The organism is Bradyrhizobium vignae (assembly GCF_004114425.1).
Taxonomy (GTDB): domain Bacteria; phylum Pseudomonadota; class Alphaproteobacteria; order Rhizobiales; family Xanthobacteraceae; genus Bradyrhizobium; species Bradyrhizobium vignae.
This window is the reverse complement of the sequence record NZ_RDQF01000010.1, coordinates 100661-124116: the sequence shown is the minus strand read 5'-3', so window position 1 is coordinate 124116 and position 23456 is coordinate 100661. Positions and strand designations below refer to the sequence as shown.

Sequence of the window (23456 nt, the reverse complement as noted above, 5' to 3'; positions counted from 1 at the left end):
TGGGCTTATGATTGGGCGGCGGCAAGCTGCTCCGCCATCAGGCGGTGCAGCATGTTGATGGCCTTGAGCGGCCGGACCATCACCTTGAAATGGGTGATGCGTCCCTCGGCATCGAAGCTGATGATGTCGACGCCGTTGATCTCGATGCCGTCGATCATGGTCTTGAATTCGAGCACGGCGCCGCGCTCGTTCGTCCACTCGCCGACATAGGTGAAGCCGGGGCCACCGAGCACCTTCTCGGCGCTGGAGAGGTATTTGAAGGTGATTTCGCGGCCGCGCTGCGGTGTGTGCACGACGGGGCTTTCGAACACAGCGTCGGGATGCAGGAGGTCCCAGAGCGCGGCGCGGTCATGAGACTTCATGTAGGCGTACCAGGAATCGAGGCCGGTCATTCTCAGGTGCCTCCCTAGGCCAAGGGCAAAAGTTACGAAAACAACCCCATGCACAGTAGCCAGAAGGTTGATTCCGCTGGATTTTTCAGCCGGGATTTTGGCCCGCCTGCACGCTGCCTCATATGCACATTGACGCATATGCGCCGATGCGCATAAAGTCAAGCATATTGGTCGGAGATCAAGAACAGGAGGCCGGTGATGGCGCTGGGCGACGCAATCCTCGCATGCCTGACGGAACGTCCGATGACGGGCTACGAGCTCGCCAAGACCTTCGATTCCTCGATCGGCTTCTTCTGGAAGGCCGACCACCAGCAAATCTACCGCGAGCTCTCCAAGCTGCGCGACCGCGGCTACATCCAGGGCCGCGAGGTCGTGCAGACAGGCAAGCCCAACAAACTGATCTATACGCTCACTCCCGAGGGCCGAACAGCGCTGCGGCACTGGGCCGCGCGGCCAAGCACGCCGCCTTCTATCAAGGACGACCTCCTGGTCCGGCTTCATGCGCTCGACAGCGTCGATATCGAACCGATGCGCACTGACCTGATGGCCCGCCTGGAGCACCATCGCGACCGCCATGCCAATTACGAGCGCATCCTGAAGAAGCGTTTTCCGGACGGCACGGCGGAAGGCCGGCTCGATCTCGGCAACCTGCTCCTGCTCCGCTTAGGGGCCCGTCACGAGCAGATGGTGGCGGATTTCTGCGAAGAGGCTCTGTCGGCGCTGTCGACGATGAGCGGCAAGGCCGCGGTGGTGCCGATCGAGGATGGCAAGCGCGAGGGGAAGGGCTGAGCCCGACGCGACAGGAGACTGTCACCACACCCACCGGTGTCATGCCCCGCGAAAGCGGGGCATCCCGTACTCCGGGGCGGCGCGGCTGGAATCGAGCCGCCGCGGCGTACTGGATCGCCCGCCTTCTGCGGCAGCAGGCCACCTGGATGCAGTGGCGCCGCTCGGGTGCCCGAGTTCCCCCCGCCCAACTTTAAGACAGCCGCGCCGCATTCCTTAACTCGTTATTTACCGTAACAGGAAAAAGTCGGTTTTCGAGGCAGACGACCCGCGCCAAATTCGATTGTCTTTGCAACCGGCACGCGTGGGGAAGCTGAAGGCGCCGGGTGGGGCGCCGGAGTCGGAACCGGACAGAGTCATGAATTCGCGCGTATCGTGGAGTGTTGACGGCATCGATCCCTCCGTCAGGGAGCGGGCCGAAGCTGCTGCGCGCAGAGCCGGCATGTCACTCAACGACTGGCTGAACTCCACGCTCGGCGAGACGACCCCGCCGAACTTTCGCGGACCCTACGACCAGCGTCCGCACCACATGCCGAGTCAGGAGAGCCGCGAAGTCGCCGACATCCACCAGCGGCTCGACGCGATCACCCAGCAGATCGAACGGATTTCAAAGCCCGCCCCGCGCCAAGACTCTTCTCGTGAACGAGACGTCTCGCGCGAGCAGGGCGTCGCGCGCCAGCTCAATGATGCGATCTCGCGGCTCGATGCGCGCCTGTCGCAAATCTCCCGTCCGCAGCGGCAGCCGCAGCAGGCGCCACGCCCCGCCCCGGCCGACACGCGCCAGCGCCAGGCCGATGCGGTCGAGCGCGCGGCCGCGCAGGTCTATCGCAGCTCACCACCCCTGAGCCCGGCGTCGTTCGACGTCGCGGTCGCCGAGATCACGGCGCGCCAGAGCGAGCTCGACGGCTTTACGCCCAGGCAGATGCCGCCGCGTGCCGCCCCGTCGCTTGCGCCTGCGGCTCCTTACGCGCCTCCGATGGCGCCGCCCGCACCTGCCTACGCGCCGCCGCCCCCGCAGCCGGGGCCGGATTTCTCCTCGCTCGAACGCCATCTGCTCAAGATCACCAGCCAGATCGAGTCGCTCCAGCGTCCCGACACTACCGAGCAGGCGATCGCCGCTTTCCGCAGCGAGCTTGCCGAAATCCGTGCCGCCATCACCGAGGCGATGCCGCGGCGCGCGATCGAATCGATCGAGAACGAGATCCGCTCGCTGCACCGTCGTATCGACGAGACCCGCTCCAACGGCACCGACGGCCAGATCCTCGCGGGCATCGAGCGCGCATTGTCCGACATCAAGCAGGTGCTGCGCACGCTGACCCCGGCCGAGCAGCTCACCGGCTACGACGAGGCGATCCGCAATCTCGGCGCCAAGCTCGACCTGATCCTGCGCGCCAATGACGACCCCTCGACCGTGCAGCAGCTCGAAGGCGCGATCTCCGCGCTGCGCGCCATCGTTTCCAACGTCGCGTCCAACGAGGCGCTCGCGCGTCTGTCCGAAGACGTGCAGCTGCTGTCGTCCAAGGTCGACCAGATCACCCGCGCGTCCGGCCACGGCGACAGCTTCGCGGTGCTGGAGCAGCGCATTGCGGCGCTCACCGCCGCGCTCGAAACCCGCGAGCGGCCCCAGCCATCCGAGAGCACCGAGCATCTCGAAGCCGCGATCCGCGCGCTGTCGGACCGTTTCGACCGCATGCAGGTCGGCAACGACTCGGCCTCGACCTTCGCCCATCTCGAACAGCGCGTCTCCTATCTGCTGGAGCGGATCGAAGCCGCCTCCGATCCGCGCAACAACAATTTGAGCCGCGTCGAGGACGGGCTGCACGACATCCTCAGGCACCTGGAGCGGCAGCAGGCGACCTATGCCGCGCTGGCCGAGAGTCGCAACTCCGCCCCGCCGCCCGATTCCGGCATGGTCGATCTCGTCAAGCGCGAGCTCTCCGACATCCGTTTCAGCCAGGCCGAGACCAACCGGCACACCCAGGACTCGCTCGAGGCCGTCCACAGTGCGCTCGGCCACATCGTCGATCGCCTCTCCATGATCGAAGGCGATCTGCGCGCGGTGCGCACCGCGCCGCCGGCCCCCGCCCCGCAGCCGATGCCGATGGCGGCACCGATCGAGCCGGCGCCGATGGCGCGCGAGCCGCGGCCGCAGCCGCAGCCGCCGAAATACGATCCGAAGCCTGAGCTGCCCAATCCCGCTGCCGCGCAGGCTGCACCGGCCGCCTTCGTCGCCGCGCCGCGCGAATTCCACGCTGCCAGTCCGGCCGCCCCACCGCCGGTGCCAGCGGCACCGCCCATTCCGCCGCGCGCGATCAGCGAAATCCTGGAGCCGCATACGGCGCCGGCGCGCGCTGCGATCGTGCCAGAACTGCCGCCGGATCATCCGCTCGAGCCGGGCACGCGGCCGGGCGGGCGCGTCGCCACGCCCTCGGAGCGCATCGCCGCCTCAGAGAGTGCGATCAGCGAAATTCCCGCGGCTCCGAAGGAGCCGGTGTCGTCGTCGAGCTTCATCGCAGCCGCACGCCGCGCCGCGCAAGCTGCCGCCGCGCAGCCACCCGAGAAAGCCGGCCGCGCCGCCAAGACGGCGGCGAGCCGCGGCAAGGACAAGGGCCAGGAAGGTGGCTCGACCATCACCTCGAAGATCCGCTCGCTGCTGGTCGGCGCGAGCGTGGTCGTGATCGTGCTCGGCACCTTCAAGATGGCGATGAACCTGCTCGATGGCGGCAGCGCACCGCCGGCGATGCAGAATATTCCGAACGAGCCGGCACCGCAGGCCGCGCCATCGCCGGTCGAGACCAAGCCGGCCGTGCCCGAGCAGGTCACGCCGTCGATGACCTCGCCGACGCCGATCGGACGGCAATCGCAGAACAATACTGCGCCGCCTCCCACGCCCAATTCCGGCAGCACCGCCTCGGTCGAAATCCCGCAGGCGCCCGCCGCGACCGTGCCGCCGCCTGCTTCCAGCAGCGACGTCACCGGCGCGCTGTCGGGCACCAGCCGCGCCAAGCTCGGCCTCGTCCAGGTGCCGCCGAGCGAGAAGCTCCCTGATGGCATCGGCGGTCCGGCCCTGCGCACCGCTGCGATGAAGGGCGATGCGACCGCGGCCTACGAGATCGGCGTGCGCTTTGCGGAAGGCAAGGGCATCGCCACGAATTATGACGAAGCGGCGAAGTGGTACGACCGCGCGGCGCAGGCCGGCGTCGTCCCTGCGACCTTCCGCCTCGGCACCCTGTACGAAAAGGGCCTAGGGGTGAAGAAGGACGCCGACATCGCGCGCCGCTATTACACTCAAGCCGCCGAGCGCGGCAACGCCAAGGCGATGCACAATCTCGCGGTGCTCGATGCCGATGGCGGCGGCCGCGGCGCCAACTACAAGAGCGCGGCGCAGTGGTTCCGAAAGGCTGCCGATCGCGGCGTCGCCGACAGCCAGTTCAACCTCGGCATCCTCTATGCCCGCGGCATCGGCGTCGAGCAGAACCTCGCCGAATCCTACAAATGGTTCAGCCTGGCCGCCGCGCAGGGCGATGCCGATGCGGCCAGCAAGCGCGACGATGTGGCGAAGCGCCTCGACCCGCAATCGCTCGCCGCTGCCAAGCTCGCGATCCAGACCTTCAGCGCCGAGCCGCAACCCGACGACGCCGTCAACGTTGCGACCCCGAACGGCGGCTGGGATAGCGCGCCGCAGGCAAGCGCAAAGCCAGCGCCGAAGCCGGTCGCCGCCAAGCGCTCGGCGTCAGCGGCGCATTAAAGCGCGATGGGATCAAGATGAATCACCATCGCGCTTCAGGTTATTGTTTGAGCATGATCGTTTCGGAAAACCGCTGCACACTTTTCCGGATCATGCTTTAGAACTTACTGCTCGTCGACGGTCTCGGTTCACCTCTCTCCGACGGGGAGAGGTGGACTGAGCGCCTGGCTGGCATCGTCCCCCCAACTGGTCGCGGCGATTCCCCATGCCAAAAATTCCTGATCCGCCTGCCGCCAAATTCCGCTATTGAGGGGCGCGGCAATCGTTCCGACCGTCCGGCGAGCATTCCGCGATAATCGATCCGTCTCGCCGGAGCGTGGTCCCTCAATGCAGCTTTACCTCCCGATCGCCGATCTCCCAGTCAACGTCTTCCTCGTGCTGGCGATGGGCGCGGCCGTCGGCTTCGTCTCCGGCATGTTCGGCATCGGCGGCGGCTTTCTGATGACGCCGCTGCTGATCTTCATCGGCATCACGCCGGCGGTGGCGGTCGCTTCCGTGGCGAGCCACATCGCGGCCTCCTCTTTTTCCGGAGCGCTCTCTTACTGGCGGCGGCGCGCGATCGATCCGGCGCTGGCGAGTGTACTGTTATGCGGTGGCGTGACCGGGACGGCGCTCGGCGTGTGGACCTTCACGCAGCTGCGCGCGCTCGGCCAGCTCGATCTGATGATCGCGCTCTCCTACGTCGTGCTGCTCAGCACCGTCGGCAGCCTGATGTTCTCCGAGGGCCTGCGCGCATTGATGCGGACCCGGCGCGGCGCGCTGCCGCCGCGCCGCACGCACAACTGGATCCACGGCCTGCCGCTGAAGATGCGGTTCAAGCGCTCGAAGATCTATCTGTCCGTGATCCCAGTCGTGGTCGTCGGCATCATGATCGGCTTCATCGGCGCCATCATGGGCATCGGCGGCGGCTTCATCCTGGTGCCGATCATGATCTATCTGCTGAGGGTACCGACCTCGACGGTGATCGGGACCTCGATGGTGCTCACGCTGGTGACGATGCTGTTCGCGACCCTGCTGCACGCCGTGACCAATCACCTCGTCGACGCCGTGCTGGCGCTGATCCTGATGGTCGGCGGCGTCACCGGGGCGCAGTTCGGCGCACGCGCCGGCCAGAAGATCCGCGGCGAGCAGCTGCGGCTGCTGCTCGGCCTCTTGATCCTCTCGGTCGGCGTCCGCTTCGCGATCGAGCTGGTGATCCAGCCCTCGGATCTCTTCACCATTCGCGAGCTTGGAGTGAACGGATGATGCGCGCGCTTCTCGCCATCGTTCTCGTCCTGCTGCTCGGCGGCGCCGCGCGGGCCGAGCGGCTGATCGTCTCGGTCTCCAACCACCGCGTCACGGTGACGCCGAACTATTCCGGCGAGGAGCTGGTGCTGTTCGGCTCGGTCGAGAGGGATGCGACGACGCCGGCCGACCGCACGGCTTACGATCTCGTGGTCACCGTGATGGGCCCGCGCGCCGACATGGTGACGCGGCGCAAGGAGCGCACCTTCGGCATCTGGATCAACACCGATTACCGCCAGTTCCTGCAGGTGCCGAGCTATCTCGCGCTGTTCGCCAACCGCCCCTTCGACGCCATCACCTCGCCCGAGATCGCGCGGCGGCAGCAGATCGGGCTCAACAACGTGCTGCTGACGCAGCGGGTCGGCGGCGACTACGCCGACGTCGTGCCGAACGATGCGTTCCGCTCGGCCTTCATCCGCCTGCGCACTCAGGGCGGGCTCTATCGCGAAGATGCGAGCGCAGTGACGTTCCTGACTCCGACGCTGTTCCGCACCGGCATTCCACTGCCGGCGGAGGTGCCGATCGGCACCTATGAGATCGAGATCAAGCTGTTCGCGAACGGTGCCTTCATCGGCAAGACCGAGACCGCATTCGAGATCGTCAAGGTCGGCTTCGAGCAGTTCGTCGCGACCACGGCGCGGCAGAACGGCCTGATCTACGGCCTCGCTACCGCGGCCATGGCGCTGATGACGGGCTGGATGGCGTCGATTGTGTTCAGGAAGGATTAGCCGCACACTCCGTCATTGCGAGCGAAGCGAAGCAATCCAGACTGCCGCCGCGGAAAGACTCTGGATTGCTTCGTCGCAAGGGCTCCTCGCAATGACGGGTGGCGCGATCACGGCGCCTCGACCACGGTCGGCACGCCCGGCTCCAGCAGGCGCAGCCGGGGTCCGAAGCCGAGCACGTCGAAGGTCTTGCGCAGGTCCTCGCCGTTCTGGCGGAAATGTGCCCAGCCTTCGGTATGCAGCGGCACGATCATCGCATCGGGAAAGGCGCGCGCGGTCTCGATGGTGTCGTTGGTGTCCATGGTGAGATGGAACGGCCCGCGCGTTTGCGCCGCGCCCGCGAAGGGCAGCACCACGCCGCATTTGAAGCGGCGCGCGACCTCGGCGACGCCGTCGAACCAGGTGGTGTCGCCGCTGATATAGACCGGGCGCGTGTCCTTCCGGCTCGATGACACCACGAAACCGATGACGTCGCCCGACAGCGGCTCGATGCCGGCGGGGCCGTGACGCGCGGGCGTCGCGGTGATGGTCAGCGTGTTGCCGTCGCCATCCTCCAGACGCGCGGTCGCCCAGGGCGCAAGGCCCTCGACATGGCCGCCGAGGCGCTTTGCGCCCGCCTCGGTCGTCAGCACGCGCTTGATCTTGAACAGATAGTCGCGGCCGGAATTGTCGAGATTGTCGGAGTGCTGGTCGTGGCTGAGCAGCACCGCATCGACCGGGCCGATCGCGTCAGGCCTCACGGCAGGCCCGATCGTCTTCTCCAGCTTCACATGCGGCAGCTGGTACGCGCCGGGCGCGTCGAAGGTCGGGTCGGTGAGCAGGCGGAAGCCGTCGATCTCGATCAGCGCGGTAGGACCGCCGATCAGGGTGATGGAAACGGGCATGATGAACTCCTGTCATGAGGCGGGCTTTGCCGGCCGCGTCACCAGGTAAATGCCGAGCGCGACCGGAATGATCCCGAGCAGGTCGCGGGCCTCGATATGTTCGCCGAGCACCAGGAAGGCGAACAGCATGCCGAGCGGCGGCATCAGGAAATGATAGGCGCTGGCGGCAGTCGCGCCACACACTTTCAAGAGATGAAACCAGAGCCAGTAAGCGAGAATTGAGCCGCCGAGCACGAGGAAGGCGAAGGCGCCGATCAGGCTCGGCGTATAGTCGATCGCGTCGACATCGGCGAAGGTGAGCGCGATCGGCGTCAGCGCTACGCCTGCAGCCAGGTTCTGCACGCCGTTGCCGATCCACAACGACCCCTTCGGCGCCAGCAGCTTGAACAGGATGGTGCCGGCAACGATCGAGGCGAGCGAAGCCAGCGTGAAGACGATGCCATGCAGGGAATCGGTGCCGACCGACAGGCGATGCCAGACGATCGCCGTCACGCCGATGACGCCGAGCAAGAGGCCGCTCGCCTTGCGCCAGGTCATGCCTTCGCCGAGCAGAAGCGCGGCGAGCGCCGCCGTGAACACCGGATTGGCCGACACGATCAGCCCGCCGAGGCCGGCGGAGACCGATTGCAGCCCGGTGTAGCCGAGCCCGAGATAGAGCGCGTTGTTGGCGATGCCGAGCACCGCGAAGACGGCGGCATCGCGCCATGACAGCGACCAAGCCTCGCCGCGGATCAGCGTCGCACCCAGGATCAAGATGCCCGCGAGCGAGAAACGCGCGGCGAGCAGGATCAACGGCGGGCAATGGGTGACGCCGATCTTGCCGGCGACGAAGGCATAACTCCAGAGCAGACAGAACAGGCCGATGGCAAGCGGCAGCGTATTGAAGCGGCTGCGGGGCGCGGGAAGCGAGGTGGCGAGGGACATGAGGGCATTCTCGGATGTTTTTCTTCTGGCCCTCGATCTAGGGAGGCAGCTTGCCATTTGGAAATTAAATGATTAACTCGATACCAGTGGATTTTCGAATGGAGGCGCCGATGCTCGATCTGGAGCTCCTGCGCAGCTTCGTCTCGGTGGTCGAGGCGGGCGGCTTCACCCGCGCCGGCGCGCGCGTTCACCGCACGCAGTCGACCGTGAGCCAGCAGATCAAGCGGCTGGAGGATGATGTCGGTCAGGTGCTGCTGCACCGTGACGGCAAGGACGTACGCCCGACCGAGGCCGGCGAGCGGCTGCTCTCCTATGCGCGACGGCTGCTCTCGCTCGCCGAGGAGGCGCGCGACGTGCTGCGTCAGCCCGGCGGCGAAGGCGCGATCCGGCTCGGCATTCCCGAGGATTTTGCGGCCTATCGGCTGGCCAAATTGCTGGGCGCGTTCTCGCGCTCGCATCCGGGGTTGCGGCTCGACGTGCGCGCCGACCAGAGCAAGCATCTCGCCCGCGATCTCGAACGCGGCGAGCTCGATCTTGCGCTCTACAAGCGCGAGGCCGGCGCGAAGGACGCGATCGCGGTGTGGCCCGAGCGGGTGCACTGGGTCACCAGCAAGAGCCACCCGGTCGACGTCAACTTGTCGTCGGTGCCGCTGATCGGCTTTCCACTCGGCTGCATCTATCGCGCCGGCGCCATCCATGCGCTGGAAAGCGCGGGCCGCGCCTGGCACACCGCCTACACGTCATCGAGTCTGGCCGGCATCCAGGCCGCGGTCGCCGCCGGCATGGGATTGAGCATCCTGTCGGAGATGGCGATCCAGTCCGATCACCGCGTGCTGACGGCAAAGGATGGCTTTGCACCGATCAACAAGACCGAGGTCGCGCTGATGGCTTCGCCGGATGCGAGCCCGGCAACGCTTCGGCTTGCGGATCGTCTCGCCGAATTTTGCGATGCGGTGCAGAGCAAGGCGGCCTGAATTCGCTGGACGTCAGGGCGCTCACCTGGCCGCGGACATCAGCTTGTCGCCGCACGCATTTGCATAGAACTTGCCGCCGCATTGGCGCTTGATCGCGGCGCAGCGGGCTGCGGGCGACGCATTCTGCGGGACCGTAAAGCCGCAACTGAGGCCGTCGGCGCTGCGAGCGGATCTGCCATCGGCAAACGCCGCGGTGGTGACGCTGATGCAGACGACGAGCAGGGCCGCAGTGGCGAGTTCGATCAGCAGTCGCGTCAGCGGTCTCATGGGGCGTCTCCACACTGATGGCTGAATCTTCCCTAATGTAGCACCGAATCCCGGGTTTCTCCGTGCTCGTCCGGGTTCCCAACTCGGCCCGTTCCTTGCATAAATTTGCGCCAGCGCAGTGCACGACCGCTCGGGCGACAGTTCCGGTGCAAGGGCAGGACGCGTAGATTGGTAAGAGTTCTTTCGACCTAGGAAGTGACGGCTTTGCAAGATCAATCGTTCCAGTCCAGTTTTCCGCCCCCCGGGCAGCCCATCGACGAACTCGCGCTGGCTGAGATCAAGGGCGCGATCCTGGCAAAGCTGCGCCTTGCCGTTGGCAAGGACGCGGGGATGGCGACCAGGCACGACTGGTATCAGGCCGCGGCGCTCGCGCTGCGCGACCGCATCGTGCATCGCTGGCTCACGGCCGAGAAGCAAAGCTACGATGCGGGGCGCAAGCGCGTCTATTATCTCTCGCTCGAATTCCTGATCGGCCGGCTCTTCACCGACGCGCTCAACAACATGGGCCTTCTGAAGATCTTCGAGGTCGCGCTCGGCGATCTCGGCGTGTCGCTGCCGGAGCTGCGCAAATGCGAGCCGGACGCGGCGCTCGGCAATGGCGGCCTCGGCCGGCTCGCCGCCTGCTTCATGGAGAGCATGGCGACGTTGTCGATTCCCGCGATCGGCTACGGCATCCGCTACGATTACGGCCTGTTTCGCCAGATCATCAATCAAGGCTGGCAGCAGGAATATCCGGACGAATGGCTGAGCTTCGGCAACCCCTGGGAATTGCAGCGGCCCGAGGTGATCTATCACGTCCATTTCGGCGGCGGCGTCGAGCACATCGACGACAAGGGCCGCGACCGCGCGATCTGGCACCCGGCCGAGACGGTGCAGGCGATCGCCTACGACACGCCGATCGTCGGCTGGCGCGGCCAGCACGTCAACGCGCTGCGGCTGTGGTCGGCGCGCTCGCCCGATCCGCTCAAGCTCGATGCCTTCAACAAGGGCGATTATGTCAGCGCCAGTGCCGAGCAGGCGCGTGCGGAGGCGATCTGCAAATTCCTCTACCCGAACGACGAGAGCCCGGCGGGCCGCGAGCTGCGGCTGCGCCAGGAATATTTCTTCGTCTCCGCCTCGCTCCAGGACCTGGTGAAGCGGCATCTCGCCTCCGACGGCCAGCTGCGCAGCCTCGCCGGCAAGGTCGCGGTGCAGCTCAACGACACCCATCCGAGCCTTGCCGTCACCGAGCTGATGCGGATCCTCGTCGACCTCCACAATTTCCGCTGGGACGAGGCCTGGAAGATCACGGTCGCCACGCTCTCCTACACCAACCACACGCTGCTGCCGGAGGCACTGGAGACCTGGCCGGTCGAGCTGTTCGAGCAGCTGCTGCCGCGGCATCTCGAGATCATCTACCGCATCAACGTGCAGCATCTGGCGCTCGCCGAGGCGCGCTGCCCCGGCGACATCGACTTCCGCGCCTCGGTCTCGCTGATCGACGAGAAGAGCGGCCGCCGCGTGCGGATGGGCCAGCTCGCCTTCGTCGGCTCGCACCGCATCAACGGCGTCTCGGCGATGCATTCCGACCTGATGCGCGAGACCGTGTTCCACGATCTCAACCATCTCTATCCCGGCCGCATCACCAACAAGACCAACGGCATCACCTTCCGGCGCTGGCTGATGCTGGCGAACCCGAAGCTGACCGAGCTGTTGCGCGAGACCTGCGGCGATGCCGTGCTCGACGATCCGACCCAGCTCAGCCTGATCGAGGCGCGCGCCAGTGACGTCGCGTTCCAGCAGAAATTCCGCAGCGTCAAGCACCACAACAAGACACAGCTCGCCCGCCTGATCGGCGAGCGGCTCGGCATCAAGGTCGATCCCAGCGCACTGTTCGACGTCCAGATCAAGCGCATCCATGAGTACAAGCGCCAGCTGCTCAACGTCGTCGAGACGGTCGCGCTGTACCAGGCGATCAAGGACGACCCCAACGGCAATTGGGTGCCGCGGGTGAAGATCTTCGCCGGCAAGGCGGCGGCAAGCTACCGCTACGCAAAGCTGATCATCAAGCTGATCAACGACGTCGCCGACATCGTCAACAACGATCCCGCGATCGGCGGCAAGCTCAAGGTCGTGTTCCTCCCGGACTACAATGTCAGCCTCGCCGAAGTGATCATTCCCGCGGCCGATTTGTCCGAGCAGATCTCCACCGCCGGCATGGAGGCTTCCGGCACCGGCAACATGAAGCTCGCGCTGAACGGCGCCATCACCATCGGCACGCTCGACGGCGCCAACATCGAGATCCGCGACCATGTCGGCGCGGAGAACATCGCGATCTTCGGCATGGAGGCCGGCGACGTGATGATCCGGCGCAAGCAGGGGCTGGATGCCTCCGACGTGATCCGCAATTCGCCGAAGCTGCAGCGCGCCATCAATGCGATCGGCGCCGGCGAATTCTCGCCCGGCGATCCCGGCCGCTTCGAATCCATCGCGCACGCGCTGCGCTATCTCGACCATTACATGGTCAGCGCCGATTTCGATTCCTATTACGAGGCGCAGCGCGCGGTCGATGCGCGCTGGCTGGTCGCGCCGGCCTGGACGCGCGCCTCCATCCTCAACGTCGCGCGCATGGCCTGGTTCTCCTCGGACCGCACCATCCGCGAATATGCCGAGGAGATCTGGAACGTGCCGGTCAACCCGACCACGCCGCTGCTGCCGGATTTGCGCGACGCCGCGGGCTGATTTTCCGCGGAGCGAAATCCAGCGTTACCTGCGGGGTTATTGCATCCCGCGAAGGGGATGATGATATGACTATCATCATCGCCCAGGGCGGCGTCAGCGATACCGACGCCGTAACCTCGAACACCGTCATTGCGAGCGCAGCAAAGCAATCCAGAAAATGCATCCGCGGCGACAGCCTGGATCGCTTCGTCGCGAGGGCTCCTCGCAATGACGGCGGGGAGACACCGAGGACAAACAATGCACGCCAGACTCCCGCATCCCTTCGACGAGGCCACGCGCATCACCGCGGGTGACTCGAGCTGGCAGGGACACACCAGCGACGATTACTGGGCCTTTGTCGGCCCGTTCGGCGGCGCGACGGCTGCGACCATTTTGCGCGCACTGATCGACCATCCCGAACGCGCCGGCGATCCGCTCGCCGTCACCGTCAATTATTGCGCGCCGATCGCCAAGGGCCCGTTCGATCTCGACGTGCGGCTGGTCAAAGCCAACCGATCCAGCCAGCACTGGAGCGTCGAGCTCAGCCAGGGCGGCGGCGAGGTCGCAACGCTCGCCACCGCCGTGTTCGCCGAGCGCCGGCCTTCGTGGGAGCACAGGGTGGCGAAATGCCCGGACGCCAAGCCGTTCGAGGAGACCCTGCCATTCCCGAAGATCTCGGCGTCCTGGGCCAACCAGTACGAATTCCGCTTCGTCGAGGGCGAGATGCGGATCGGCCCGCCGCAAGCCGAGCCCGCCAGCACCTATTCGAAGATCTGGATCAGCGACCGCACCCCGCGCAAGCTCGACATGCTGTCGCTGATGTCGATGTCGGACGCCTTCTTCGGCCGCATCTTCCACGCCCGGCGCGAGCTGGTGCCGTTCGGCACGGTGTCGCTGACGACCTATTTCCACACCGATGCCGAGGAACTCGCGACTGAAGACATCACGCGCGTGCTCGCGACGGCGGACGCAAAGATCTTCCACAGGAGCTATGGCGACCAGAACGGCGAGCTGTGGTCGCCGAACGGACGGCTGCTCGCGACCACGACGCAGATCGCGTATTTCAAGGCGTAGGTGCTCCCACGTCATTGCGAGGAGCGTAGCGGCGAAGCAATCGCGGATGGATTTCTGGATTGCTTCGCTCCGCTCGCAATGACGAGTGGAGAGGTCGTGCCCACAAACGAAAAGGGCGGCCTTGCGGCCGCCCTTTTGCATTGACAGAGAGAAGCGAACCTACTCCGCCGCCAGCTTCACGTCGGGCGCGGCGGCGCGCACTTCGGCGTCGACCTGGGCTTCGAACTTGGCGAAGTTCTTCTGGAACATGCCGACCAGTGCGCGGGCGGTCTTGTCGAACTCGTCCTTGTCCTTCCAGGTGTTCACCGGGTTCAGGATCTCGGCCGGCACGCCCGGCAGCGCGGTCGGGACCGCGAAGCCGAAATACTTGTCGGTGCGGAATTCGACGTTGCGAAGCGAACCGTCGAGCGCGGCGGTCAGCAGTGCGCGCGTCACCTTGATCGGCATGCGCGAGCCGACACCATATTTGCCGCCGGTCCACCCCGTGTTGACGAGCCAGCAATCGACATTGTGCTGGGCGATGAGGTCGCGCAGCATGTTGCCGTAGACGGATGGGTCGAGCGGCAGGAAGGGCGAGCCGAAGCAGGTGGAGAATTCCGGCTGCGGCTCGTTGCCGAGGCCGCGCTCGGTGCCGGCGACCTTGGCGGTGTAGCCCGACAGGAAGTGATACATCGCCTGCGCCGGCGACAGCTTTGCGATCGGCGGCAGCACGCCGAAGGCGTCGGCGGCGAGCATCACCACGTTCTTCGGCTGCGGCGCGCGGCCGGTGCGGGAGGCGTTCGGAATGAAGTCGAGCGGATAGGCCGAGCGCGTGTTCTCGGTCTTGGAGCCGTCGTCGAAATCGACCACGCGGGTATCATCGTCGAGCACGCAGTTCTCGAGCACCGCACCGAAGCGGGTCGATGCCGCATAGATCTCCGGCTCGGCTTCCTTCGAGAGCTTGATGCACTTGGCATAGCAGCCGCCCTCGAAATTGAAGACGCCGTTCGGGCCCCAGCCGTGCTCGTCGTCGCCGATCAGCGTGCGGTTCGGGTCGGCCGACAGCGTGGTCTTGCCGGTGCCTGACAGCCCGAAGAAGATCGCCGTGTCGCCCTTGGAGCCGATATTGGCCGAGCAGTGCATCGGCATCACGCCGCGCTCGGGCAGGTAATAATTCAGCGTGGTGAAGACCGACTTCTTCATCTCGCCGGCATAATAGGACCCGCCGATCAGGACGATCTTGCGGGCGAAATCGATCGCGACGACGTTCTCCGAACGCACGCCGTGGCGTTTGGGATCGGCGCGGAAGCTCGGCATGTCGATGATGGTGAGCTCCGGCACGAAGGTCGACAGCTCGATCGCCTCGGGGCGGATCAGAAGCGTGCGGATGAACAGCGAGTGCCAGGCGAGCTCGGTGAAGACGCGTGTCTTGATCCGGTAGGCCGGGTCGGCGCCGCCATAGAGGTCCTGCGCGAACAGGCGCTTGCCTTCGGCGTGCTTGAGGAAGTCCTGGTAGAGCGTCTCGAACTGCTCGGAGGTGATCGACTGGTTGCCGGCCCACCACATCTTCTTGTCGGTGGTGGCGTCACGCACCGTGAACTTGTCCTTCGGGCTGCGCCCGGTGAACTCGCCCGTGTCGGCGCAGAGCGCGCCGTCAGCGGAGAGCACCGCCTCACCCGCCGAGAGCGAGTATTGATAGAGTTGTGGCGCACCGAGGTTCCAGTGAACCTGCTTGAGGTTCTTTAAGCCGAATTTGTCGGCGCCGAAGGCACCGTTACGCACGCCCGTCTCTTGCACGAAAAGATCCTCCTAGAACCCGCGACACCCAGCGCGACCAAGTTTGGCGCCATCGCGGTCACCGTGATTAATGGGCCGTTCGTTCGGCCTCGGCTGAACGACGTAATACTGATGAACGCTGGCCTTGCCAAGCTGATCCCGCAGGATTTGGTTTATTCAAGGACCGCGCCAAACGTCGCGCATGTCAGCTCTGAGCAAGCGCATCGAAAAAAGTGCGAATGATCGCGCAACCAAATGCGCGTTGGCGCGTTACGTCCCGTTATTGCGACGCACAATCCGTGTAGCAGCTTCCTATCGTACCTCGCCCTCGCCGATCAGCGCGAACGGTGCCCACATCGCGGGATAAGCGTTGCGTGGTGACGAGGCGTCGTCGAGATAAGTCAACATCGCGCGGCGCAAGGCTTCGGCACGACCGATCTTCGGTTCGTTCTTGAGCAGCTCGAACGTCGATGTGGTCAGGCGGGTCGCAGCTTCGGAATCCACGGCCCAATGCGAAACCAGCAGTGCGCGGGCACCTGCGTAGAAGAACGAGCGCGCCAGTCCCGACAGTGCCTCGGCGCCGGGCTTGTCGCCGGCGATGGTGTTGCAGGCGGACAGCACCACCCAATCGGCGTTGAGCTTGAGCTGAGCCACTTCGCTCGCGGTCAGAAGACCGTCGTCGAGCTCCGATGGCTGATCGGGAATCGAGAGCGCGAGCGAGGGTTCACCCAGTCCCTTGACGTCGCCGGCGACGAGGCCGTGGGTGGCAAAGTAGATGATGCCGTATTGGGCAAGCGCTGCACGCTTGAGCGTCGTTTCGCTGGCATCGCGTCCGAGATGAATATCGGCATCAGTGGCGCCGACGTTCCTCGCCACCGCGTTCAGCTCATCGGCAGTATCGGGCAGTTGCGGCAATGCCTGCGCCAGCCGCGCGCGATCGACACCTGCGCCGCGCCAGAAGTCGGCATAGGCAATGGTCGCGACGTTGCGCGCGGCGATCTTGCCGCTGGCGGCGCGCCGGTCGGCAGGCGCTTCGGCTGCAGGGTTGAACACGGGATCGCCGAAACCGGTCATCGGCTTGACCCCTTGGTCCCTGCGGGCAAAGGCGCGCAGCGATTTCAGGCCGATCACCGACGGCAGCACCGAGACGGCCTGACGCCGCAGCAGCCAGGCGGCATCGCGATAGCCCTCGAGCCGGTCCGGGATCGCAGCCTGCGGCTTCTCCGTGACCAGCAGATGAAACGGCAATGCGGTCAGCGCCGCCGAGGGCACGACCAGCAGGTTGCGCTTGTCCTTCGTCAGCGCCTCGACCGGGCCGAGCAGCGCGACATAGAGCTCGCTCGCGAGCGCGAGATCGAACAGGCCCGATTTGCCGGAAGCGTCGTGCGCCTTGCCGACATCCAGCCCCTTGCGGAAAGCGGCCACCTTCTGCGCCAGCGCATCCGCTCCGAGAGAAATCTCCTTCCAGTCGACGCCCTCGCGCGTGATCGCGACGACATAGCTCTGCTTGTCGACGACGCAATAGATCACCATCGCCTCGTCGGCCGACAGCAGCGGCTGGATGTCCTTCACCGCCAGCGGCAGCGGGTTGGAGAGCGAGGAATAGTCGGGAAACTCGATGGCGAGCGTCTTCTGCAATCCGTCGCGCGCGCTCGCGATCGCCGCGATCCGCGCGCGGCTGCGCTGCTCGGCCGCAACGTCGCGCTGGGCGGATTGCTTCGACACCGCAGCGATGATCGCCTTGTCGAGCGCTTCGGACTCGGCTGCGAGATCCTGATCCTTCCGCACGAGCTCAGCGAGCCGGTCGCTGCCGGCGGCCAGCCGCACCGCGAGCTTGTTCACCGCAGAAGCGGCCGAAGATTGCGTGCCGCGCTGGATCGCACCGAGCGCATCATCGAGTGCCTTGTCGCTCGCCAGCAGCGATTGCTGCCGCGCCGCGAGCAGGATCGGCAGCACGACCCGCAGCTGCGCACGATTGGCAGCGAGCGTCTTCTGCGCGAACGGCAAGGCGTCGGCAGTCCGTCCCGTCGCCTGCAGGAAATAAGCGAGATTGCTTGTCGAGGTCGCGACGTCAGGATGATCTGGTCCGAGTGCACGCTCACGGATCGACAGGGCGCGGCGATAAAGCGGCTCGGCCTCGGCATAGCGCTGCTGGTGCTCGTAGAGCCCGGCGAGATTGTTGAGCGAACGCGCGACATCGGGATGATCTGGCCCGAGCACTTTTTCGCGGATGGCGAGCGAGCGCTTGATCGGCGCTTCGGCATCGGCGTCGCGGTTGAGGTCGCGATCGACCTGACCGATGTTGTTCAGGATGGTCGCAACCGCGGGATGCTCGGGCCCGGCGGCTTTCTGATAGATCGCGAGCGCCCGCTGAAACAGCGGCTCCGCCTCGGCAAAGCGCTCCTGCTTCACATAAAGCGTGGCGAGATTGTTGAGGGCCCGGCCGACATCGGGATGCTCGCGCGACAGGCTCCTTTCGCTGACGGTGAGCGCGCGCTTGAACAACGGTGAAGCGGCCCTGCCGCTGATATAGCGCGGCGAGATTGCTCAGCTCGGGTGCGATCAAGGCGGTGTCGAGGCCGAGCGACTTTTCCAACAGCGCGATGGCCCGCTTGTAGATCGGCTCGGCCAGATCGTCGCGACCCTGGCCGGCATAGACCTGGCCGAGATTGTTGAGTGCGGCGGACAATTCGCGGCCGTCATCGCCCTTCTCCAGGCTCGTGACCATCGCCTGCGCGAGCGGAAGCGCTTCCGCATATTTGCCGGCGCTCATGAGCGCATTGATCCGCGCGCCCTGTGCGGCGGGACTGACCTTCTGGGCGAGAGCAGGCGGAGCAAAGGACGTGGTGATGGCGAGTGCCAGGCCCGCGGCCAGTGCCAAACGACGATGCGTCATGAACCCTCTCGCTGCCGACCCGGACCGGTTACGATCTGGGTCGCAGCGATGGGCGGCGGCGTTCAATCTGTTGCGCTCTGGTCCACCTTCATGCGCGCTTCGCCAGCGAGGCGGACCAGCATCTTGCGCAAGCCCGTGCCATCCGTCACCCGCTCCGGGAACTCCAGCCGCAGTGTCGTTCGGCCGTCCTGCATGTCGAGGCCTTCAGGGTCACAGCCGGTGCAGCGCCAATCCCCCGCGGCGCCGCCGAGGAGCTTTGTTGCATAGAGGTTCATGGCATCGCGATGGTCGGCGTTCATGTGCTCCACGGCGCCCTCTTCCGCGGCCAGCAGGTCCTCGGCGCCGGTGAGGTCCGTCAGGAATTGCTCAGGCTTGAGGTCGATGATCCGGCCGAAACCCGCGACCAGATGAGTTCCCGTGGGCCGGATCAGGAAGAAGGAGAAATCCTTAAAGGAAACAAAGCCCTCTGCCGACGGATGGGCACTGAGATACCGTCGCTGGAGCAGATCCTTGTTCGCGGCGGCCTGTTCCGCGCGGCCTGACAGCATGATCCGGGCACCTTCCAGGGGATCGCCGGCCGCGCGCTCGTCCAGCATCAGCGAGACCCGGCTGTCTGCGAGGATGTTCCGGGTGTGCACGGCGAGGCGCGAGATCAGGAGGATCGGCGAGCCATCGGGGTGGCTGGCGAGATTGACCAGGGAACAATAGGGATCGCCGCTGCCGGCCATCAGCGTCGCCAGCGCGCCCTGCCGGGATCGCCTCAGCAGCGATTTGGCGAGCTTTGCGGGGTCGAAATCCGGGGTCGGTTGCATCGGCTTTCTCGGGTCAGGTGGTTGCATGGGGGGCCTTGTTTCGGGTAAACGGGGGCCCGGTTACGGGTCGAGACGCGGCGAATCTGCCGTGTTTCGTGGAACTTGGTCACACTTCAGCCCAGCTTGCATTGCTCGGTGACAAGGTTCGAATGCCGAGTTCGGCACCCATGTATGCGGCGCATCACTGATTGCTCGCCGTTTCAAGCCACGACCCAAACGGAAAGCAGAAAGCAGAGGCTCATGCCCACAATCGCTTTGGTCGACGACGACCGCAACATTCTCACATCCGTCTCGATCGCGCTGGAAGCCGAAGGCTACCGCATCATGACCTACACCGACGGTGCCTCCGCGCTCGACGGTTTTCGCACCACCCAGCCCGATCTTGCCATCCTCGACATCAAGATGCCGCGCATGGACGGCATGGAGACGCTGCGTCGTCTCAGGCAGAAATCGGACCTGCCGGTGATCTTCCTCACCTCCAAGGACGAAGAGATCGACGAGCTGTTCGGCCTCAAGATGGGCGCCGACGACTTCATCCGTAAACCGTTCTCGCAGCGCCTTCTGGTCGAGCGCGTCAAGGCGGTGCTGCGCCGTTCGGCGCCGAAGGACCCGACCGTCGCGCCCAAGGAGAACGACGCCAAGGCGCTCGACCGCGGCCTTTTGCGCATGGATCCGGAACGCCATACCTGCACCTGGAAGAACGAGCCGGTGACGCTGACCGTCACCGAATTCCTGATCCTGCAGGCGCTCGCGACCCGGCCCGGCGTGGTGAAGAGCCGCAACGCGTTGATGGACGCCGCCTATGACGACCAGGTCTATGTCGACGACCGTACCATCGACAGCCACATCAAGCGGCTGCGCAAGAAGTTCAAGGTGGTCGACAACGAGTTCGAGATGATCGAGACGCTTTACGGCGTCGGCTACCGTTTCAAGGAAGCCTGAGGCGGCGGGCGCCCTCCACGACGATCGAGAGAGCATCTCCGGTTCTCGTTCCATCGGGGCCAGGATCGCTCTAGGATGCGGGGGGACCTTCGCACGGCCTGTCCTAACGCGGGCGTAAGCATTGCTTGACCGAACGCAGCCTGACCCAAACCAGAGCGCCGGGGATCTCGTATCCGACGGCGTTCCGGACCACGTCACCGATGATAAGCCGCAGGGCTGGCGGCCGCTGAACTGGCTGAAGCGCGCCGGGCAGTTCTTCTTTGCGCTGTCCTTCTCGAGCCTGACCCGCCGCATCGTCTCGCTCAACCTCGCCGGTCTCGTCGCACTGGTGGCGAGCATCCTGTACCTGTCGCAATTCCGCGCCGGCCTGATCGACGCGCGCGCGCAGAGCCTGCTGGTCCAGGCCGAGATCATCGCCGGCGCGATCGCGGCCTCCGCCACGGTGCAGACCAACGCCATCACCATCGATCCCGACAGGCTGCTCGACCTCAAGCCGGGCGAGACCTATGGCGGCTCGGACGAATATTCGCCGCTGGACTTCCCGATCAATCCGGAGCGCGTGGCGCCGGTGCTGCGCACGCTGATCTCGCCGACCAAGACGCGCGCCCGCATCTACGATCCGAACGGCAGCCTGCTGCTCGACAGCCGCAACCTCGAAAACGTGCTGCGCTACGACCTGCCGCCGCCGGCCGAGAAGCCCGGCATCGTCGAGCGCGGCATGGTCGCGGTGCGTACCTGGCTGAACCGCGGCGATCTGCCGCTCTATCGCGAGCTCGGGCCCGAGAACGGCAACGGCTATGCGGAGGTGGGCGACGCTCTTCAGGGCCAGAAGCGTTCGATGGTGCGGGTCAATGCGCGCGGCGAGGTGATCGTGTCCGTCGCGGTCCCCGTGCTCCGCTCGCGCGCAATCCACGGCGCGCTGATGCTGTCGACGCAAGGTGACGACATCGACCAGATGGTCACGGCCGAGCGTCTCGCGATCCTGAAGGTCGGCGGCGTCGCCGCCGCCGTCATGATCATGCTGTCGCTCTTGCTGGCGAGCACGATCGCCGGGCCCGTGCGCCGGCTCGCCGACAGCGCCGAGCGCGTCCGCCGCCGCATCAAGGCGCGCATCGAGATTCCCGATTTCACCCGCCGCCGCGACGAGATCGGCCACCTCTCCGGCGCGCTGCGCGACATGACCAGCGCGCTCTACAGCCGCATCGAGGCGATCGAGATGTTCGCCGCCGACGTCGCCCATGAATTGAAGAACCCGCTGACCTCGTTGCGCTCGGCGGTCGAGACGCTGCCGCTGGCCCGCAACGAGAGCAGCCGCGCACGCCTGCTCGAGGTGATCGAGCACGACGTCAAGCGGCTCGACCGGCTGATCTCCGACATCTCCGACGCCAGCCGACTCGATGCCGAATTGCAGCGCCAGGACGCCATCCCGGTCGACCTGCGCCGCCTGCTGACGACGCTGGCGTCCGTCGCCAATGAAACCAAGCTCGGCCACGACGTCGCGGTCGAGACGCGCTTCGAGGGCCGCAGCCCGACCGACACTTTCTCCGTGATGGGTCACGATTCTCGGCTCGGGCAAGTGATTTCCAATCTGCTCTCCAATGCACAATCGTTCTCGGAAGCCGGCAGCAAGGTGCGCCTCACCTGCCGCCGCATGCGCGGCGAGATCGAGATCGTGGTCGACGATGAAGGCCCCGGCATTCGCGACGACGCGCTGGAGCGCATCTTCGAGCGCTTCTACACCGACCGTCCGCATCAGGGCTTTGGCCAGAATTCCGGCCTCGGCCTGTCGATCTCCAAGCAGATCGTCGACGCCCATGGCGGACGCATCTGGGCGGAGAACCGTCCTGGCCCGCTCGATGCCGACGGAGCTCCGACGGTTGCCGGTGCGCGCTTCGTGGTGAGGCTGCCGGCCCTATGAGCGACGGCGGGCCCAGCGTTCACGCCTCCGCCGTCAAGGTCGGGACTTTTGCCGTGCTGATCCGCGGGCCCTCGGGATCCGGCAAGTCGCGCCTTGCCTTCGATTTGATCATGGCAGGCCGGTCGGGCGTTGTGGACAGGGCCGTTCTGGTCGGTGATGACCGTGTCCATCTGGCGACAGTCGGCCATGAAATTGAGGTCCGCCCTGTGCCGGCATTGGCTGGTCTGATCGAGATCCGGGGCTTAGGAATCCGCCGCTGCGACTTCGTGGAGCGTGCGACCATCGGCCTCGTGGTCGATCTGAATGTGGCGGATGCGGAGCGCCTGCCTGCGGCCGAATCCCTGAAAACCAGCATTTCTGGTGTCGAAATACCGCGAATCCCGGTCCCCCGCGACTATTCGCCCCTCCCCTTGGTTGTTGCGGCCTTGACCACTACCAAGAGTTCATCTTCGGTTAACCCTTCTGGCGATTGTTTGAAGGGAAATGGTAACCATATGAAGCCCACTATCGCGACCGAATAGACCGGTGCAGCTCCCCTTATCCATCCGTCTATATTCAGGGAGATACGCAACATCCCCTCTTGCGCGGGGGCTCTGGATGGTCAAAGTGGCGCGTTCGTGCGGTGCACCAAAAGCGCCCGCGAGGAGTTTTCCGATGATTGGTCTAGTACTTGTGACCCACGGGCGCCTTGCCGACGAATTCAAGGCAGCGCTTGAACATGTCATGGGCCCACAAAAGCAAATCGAAGCGATCACGATCGGCGCCGAGGATGATTCCGATCTCTGCCGAAGCGACATCATCGAGGCGGTTAACCGCGTCGATTCCGGCGACGGCGTTGCGATCCTCACCGACATGTTCGGCGGCACACCGTCGAACCTCGCAATATCCTGCATGAGCCGGCCCAAGGTCGAAGTGCTCGCGGGCATCAACCTGCCCATGCTGGTGAAGCTCGCCAAGGTGCGCGAGGAACGTCCGCTGCCGGACGCGATCGCGATGGCCCAGGAAGCGGGCCGCAAATACGTCACCATCGCCAGCCGCGTGCTCGCCGGCAAATGAGCGACGAGGCGCCACAAGCGGGGACGGGCGCGCCCGCGGGCGCGATCTCCAAGGAGCTTCTGATCATCAACAAGCGCGGCCTGCATGCGCGCGCCTCGGCGAAGTTCGTCCAGGCGGTCGAGCGCTTCAACGCGCAGGTGTGGGTGACGCGCGGCGGCGAGACCGTCGGCGGCACCTCGATCATGGGCCTGATGATGCTGGCCGCTGGTCCTGGCACGACGATCACGGTGTCGGCGGCGGGTACTGACGCCGAAGCCGCGCTCGCGGCGATCACCGAGCTCGTCGAGAGCAAGTTCAACGAGGAAGGGGTTTAGGACCC

18 protein-coding genes and 1 pseudogene are annotated in these 23456 nt (G+C 65.6%); 12 read left to right on the top strand and 7 right to left on the bottom strand.

All coding sequences use genetic code 11. From position 1 onward, the window contains the following. Positions 1-5: 5 nt before the first annotated feature. Positions 6-392 carry a nuclear transport factor 2 family protein gene (locus EAV90_RS11535; protein WP_122400685.1) on the bottom strand — a complete coding sequence of 129 codons (387 nt, stop codon included), beginning with the start codon at positions 390-392 and terminating at the stop codon, positions 6-8. Positions 393-590: 198 nt separating this feature from the next. Here EAV90_RS11535 and EAV90_RS11530 point away from each other — a divergent pair, with 198 nt between their 5' ends. From EAV90_RS11530 to EAV90_RS11515, 4 genes are all read left to right on the top strand, one after another. Beyond that, entirely contained in the window at positions 591-1181 is a 591-nt protein-coding gene (locus EAV90_RS11530; protein ID WP_122400684.1) for a PadR family transcriptional regulator, read from the top strand. A 355-nt stretch (positions 1182-1536) separates the two neighbouring features. Beyond that, positions 1537-4926 carry a tetratricopeptide repeat protein gene (locus EAV90_RS11525; protein WP_162500093.1) on the top strand — a complete coding sequence of 1130 codons (3390 nt, stop codon included), beginning with the start codon at positions 1537-1539 and terminating at the stop codon, positions 4924-4926. A 327-nt stretch (positions 4927-5253) separates the two neighbouring features. Beyond that, positions 5254-6171 (top strand): sulfite exporter TauE/SafE family protein, encoded by a 918-nt coding sequence (locus tag EAV90_RS11520; protein WP_122400682.1) that lies wholly within the window; start codon positions 5254-5256, stop codon positions 6169-6171. Next, positions 6168-6938, top strand: coding sequence for a TIGR02186 family protein (locus tag EAV90_RS11515; RefSeq protein WP_122400681.1), 771 nt, complete (start codon positions 6168-6170; stop codon positions 6936-6938). Before EAV90_RS11520 ends, EAV90_RS11515 begins: the two co-directional genes overlap by 4 nt. 107 nt (positions 6939-7045) lie before the next feature. On the opposite strand, the gene EAV90_RS11510 is transcribed toward EAV90_RS11515, so the two are convergent. Both EAV90_RS11510 and EAV90_RS11505 read right to left on the bottom strand, forming a co-directional pair. Continuing rightward, on the bottom strand, positions 7046-7819 hold the full coding sequence (locus tag EAV90_RS11510) for an MBL fold metallo-hydrolase (protein WP_122400680.1): 774 nt from the start codon (positions 7817-7819) through the stop codon (positions 7046-7048). A gap of 12 nt (positions 7820-7831) precedes the next feature. Further along, on the bottom strand, positions 7832-8743 hold the full coding sequence (locus EAV90_RS11505; RefSeq protein ID WP_122400679.1) for a DMT family transporter: 912 nt from the start codon (positions 8741-8743) through the stop codon (positions 7832-7834). Positions 8744-8853: 110 nt separating this feature from the next. Here EAV90_RS11505 and EAV90_RS11500 point away from each other — a divergent pair, with 110 nt between their 5' ends. Then, positions 8854-9717, top strand: a complete 864-nt coding sequence (locus EAV90_RS11500; RefSeq protein ID WP_164936880.1) for a LysR family transcriptional regulator — start codon at positions 8854-8856, stop codon at positions 9715-9717. A gap of 21 nt (positions 9718-9738) precedes the next feature. On the opposite strand, the gene EAV90_RS11495 is transcribed toward EAV90_RS11500, so the two are convergent. Then, positions 9739-9984 carry a hypothetical protein gene (locus EAV90_RS11495; protein WP_122400677.1) on the bottom strand — a complete coding sequence of 82 codons (246 nt, stop codon included), beginning with the start codon at positions 9982-9984 and terminating at the stop codon, positions 9739-9741. Positions 9985-10188: 204 nt separating this feature from the next. Here EAV90_RS11495 and EAV90_RS11490 point away from each other — a divergent pair, with 204 nt between their 5' ends. After that, complete coding sequence (locus EAV90_RS11490; protein WP_162500092.1) at positions 10189-12705, top strand: glycogen/starch/alpha-glucan phosphorylase; 2517 nt, start codon at positions 10189-10191, stop codon at positions 12703-12705. A 237-nt stretch (positions 12706-12942) separates the two neighbouring features. Beyond that, positions 12943-13758, top strand: a complete 816-nt coding sequence (locus tag EAV90_RS11480) for an acyl-CoA thioesterase (protein WP_129143441.1) — start codon at positions 12943-12945, stop codon at positions 13756-13758. A gap of 159 nt (positions 13759-13917) precedes the next feature. On the opposite strand, the gene EAV90_RS11475 is transcribed toward EAV90_RS11480, so the two are convergent. The 3 genes and pseudogenes from EAV90_RS11475 to EAV90_RS11465 form a co-directional block, all read right to left on the bottom strand. Then, complete coding sequence (locus tag EAV90_RS11475; RefSeq protein WP_129143440.1) at positions 13918-15534, bottom strand: phosphoenolpyruvate carboxykinase; 1617 nt, start codon at positions 15532-15534, stop codon at positions 13918-13920. A gap of 291 nt (positions 15535-15825) precedes the next feature. Next, positions 15826-18409 (bottom strand): annotated as a pseudogene (locus EAV90_RS11470) (CHAT domain-containing tetratricopeptide repeat protein). 62 nt (positions 18410-18471) lie between these two features. After that, positions 18472-19221: a HugZ family pyridoxamine 5'-phosphate oxidase gene (locus tag EAV90_RS11465; RefSeq protein WP_122400670.1), complete on the bottom strand. Its 750-nt coding sequence runs from the start codon at positions 19219-19221 to the stop codon at positions 18472-18474. A gap of 240 nt (positions 19222-19461) precedes the next feature. On the opposite strand from EAV90_RS11465, the gene EAV90_RS11460 reads away from it, so the two are divergent. From EAV90_RS11460 to EAV90_RS11440, 5 genes are all read left to right on the top strand, one after another. Further along, a complete protein-coding gene (locus tag EAV90_RS11460; RefSeq protein WP_008542552.1) occupies positions 19462-20163 on the top strand; it encodes a response regulator transcription factor in 702 nt (233 codons plus the stop codon). 121 nt (positions 20164-20284) lie between these two features. Next, complete coding sequence (locus EAV90_RS11455; RefSeq protein WP_129143439.1) at positions 20285-22081, top strand: sensor histidine kinase; 1797 nt, start codon at positions 20285-20287, stop codon at positions 22079-22081. Then, entirely contained in the window at positions 22078-22602 is a 525-nt protein-coding gene (locus EAV90_RS11450) for an HPr kinase/phosphorylase (RefSeq protein ID WP_122400668.1), read from the top strand. Before EAV90_RS11455 ends, EAV90_RS11450 begins: the two co-directional genes overlap by 4 nt. A gap of 133 nt (positions 22603-22735) precedes the next feature. Then, positions 22736-23137: a PTS sugar transporter subunit IIA gene (locus EAV90_RS11445; protein WP_007597752.1), complete on the top strand. Its 402-nt coding sequence runs from the start codon at positions 22736-22738 to the stop codon at positions 23135-23137. Beyond that, complete coding sequence (locus EAV90_RS11440; protein WP_122400667.1) at positions 23134-23451, top strand: HPr family phosphocarrier protein; 318 nt, start codon at positions 23134-23136, stop codon at positions 23449-23451. The genes EAV90_RS11445 and EAV90_RS11440 overlap by 4 nt, the downstream gene beginning before the upstream one ends. The last annotated feature ends 5 nt before the right edge of the window (positions 23452-23456 follow it).

Excerpts from the sequence above, each read along its gene's own strand:
- EAV90_RS11535 (WP_122400685.1), bottom strand. The coding sequence starts at position 392 with ATGACCGGCCTCGATTCCTGGTACGCCTACATGAAGTCTCATGACCGC.
- EAV90_RS11465 (WP_122400670.1), bottom strand. The coding sequence starts at position 19,221 with ATGCAACCGACCCCGGATTTCGACCCCGCAAAGCTCGCCAAATCGCTG.
- EAV90_RS11460 (WP_008542552.1), top strand. The coding sequence starts at position 19,462 with ATGCCCACAATCGCTTTGGTCGACGACGACCGCAACATTCTCACATCC.
- EAV90_RS11440 (WP_122400667.1), top strand. The coding sequence starts at position 23,134 with ATGAGCGACGAGGCGCCACAAGCGGGGACGGGCGCGCCCGCGGGCGCG.
- EAV90_RS11510 (WP_122400680.1), bottom strand. The coding sequence starts at position 7,819 with ATGCCCGTTTCCATCACCCTGATCGGCGGTCCTACCGCGCTGATCGAG.
- EAV90_RS11445 (WP_007597752.1), top strand. The coding sequence starts at position 22,736 with ATGATTGGTCTAGTACTTGTGACCCACGGGCGCCTTGCCGACGAATTC.
- EAV90_RS11480 (WP_129143441.1), top strand. The coding sequence starts at position 12,943 with ATGCACGCCAGACTCCCGCATCCCTTCGACGAGGCCACGCGCATCACC.
- EAV90_RS11525 (WP_162500093.1), top strand. The coding sequence starts at position 1,537 with ATGAATTCGCGCGTATCGTGGAGTGTTGACGGCATCGATCCCTCCGTC.
- EAV90_RS11530 (WP_122400684.1), top strand. The coding sequence starts at position 591 with ATGGCGCTGGGCGACGCAATCCTCGCATGCCTGACGGAACGTCCGATG.
- EAV90_RS11505 (WP_122400679.1), bottom strand. The coding sequence starts at position 8,743 with ATGTCCCTCGCCACCTCGCTTCCCGCGCCCCGCAGCCGCTTCAATACG.
- EAV90_RS11495 (WP_122400677.1), bottom strand. The coding sequence starts at position 9,984 with ATGAGACCGCTGACGCGACTGCTGATCGAACTCGCCACTGCGGCCCTG.
- EAV90_RS11515 (WP_122400681.1), top strand. The coding sequence starts at position 6,168 with ATGATGCGCGCGCTTCTCGCCATCGTTCTCGTCCTGCTGCTCGGCGGC.
- EAV90_RS11500 (WP_164936880.1), top strand. The coding sequence starts at position 8,854 with ATGCTCGATCTGGAGCTCCTGCGCAGCTTCGTCTCGGTGGTCGAGGCG.
- EAV90_RS11520 (WP_122400682.1), top strand. The coding sequence starts at position 5,254 with ATGCAGCTTTACCTCCCGATCGCCGATCTCCCAGTCAACGTCTTCCTC.
- EAV90_RS11450 (WP_122400668.1), top strand. The coding sequence starts at position 22,078 with ATGAGCGACGGCGGGCCCAGCGTTCACGCCTCCGCCGTCAAGGTCGGG.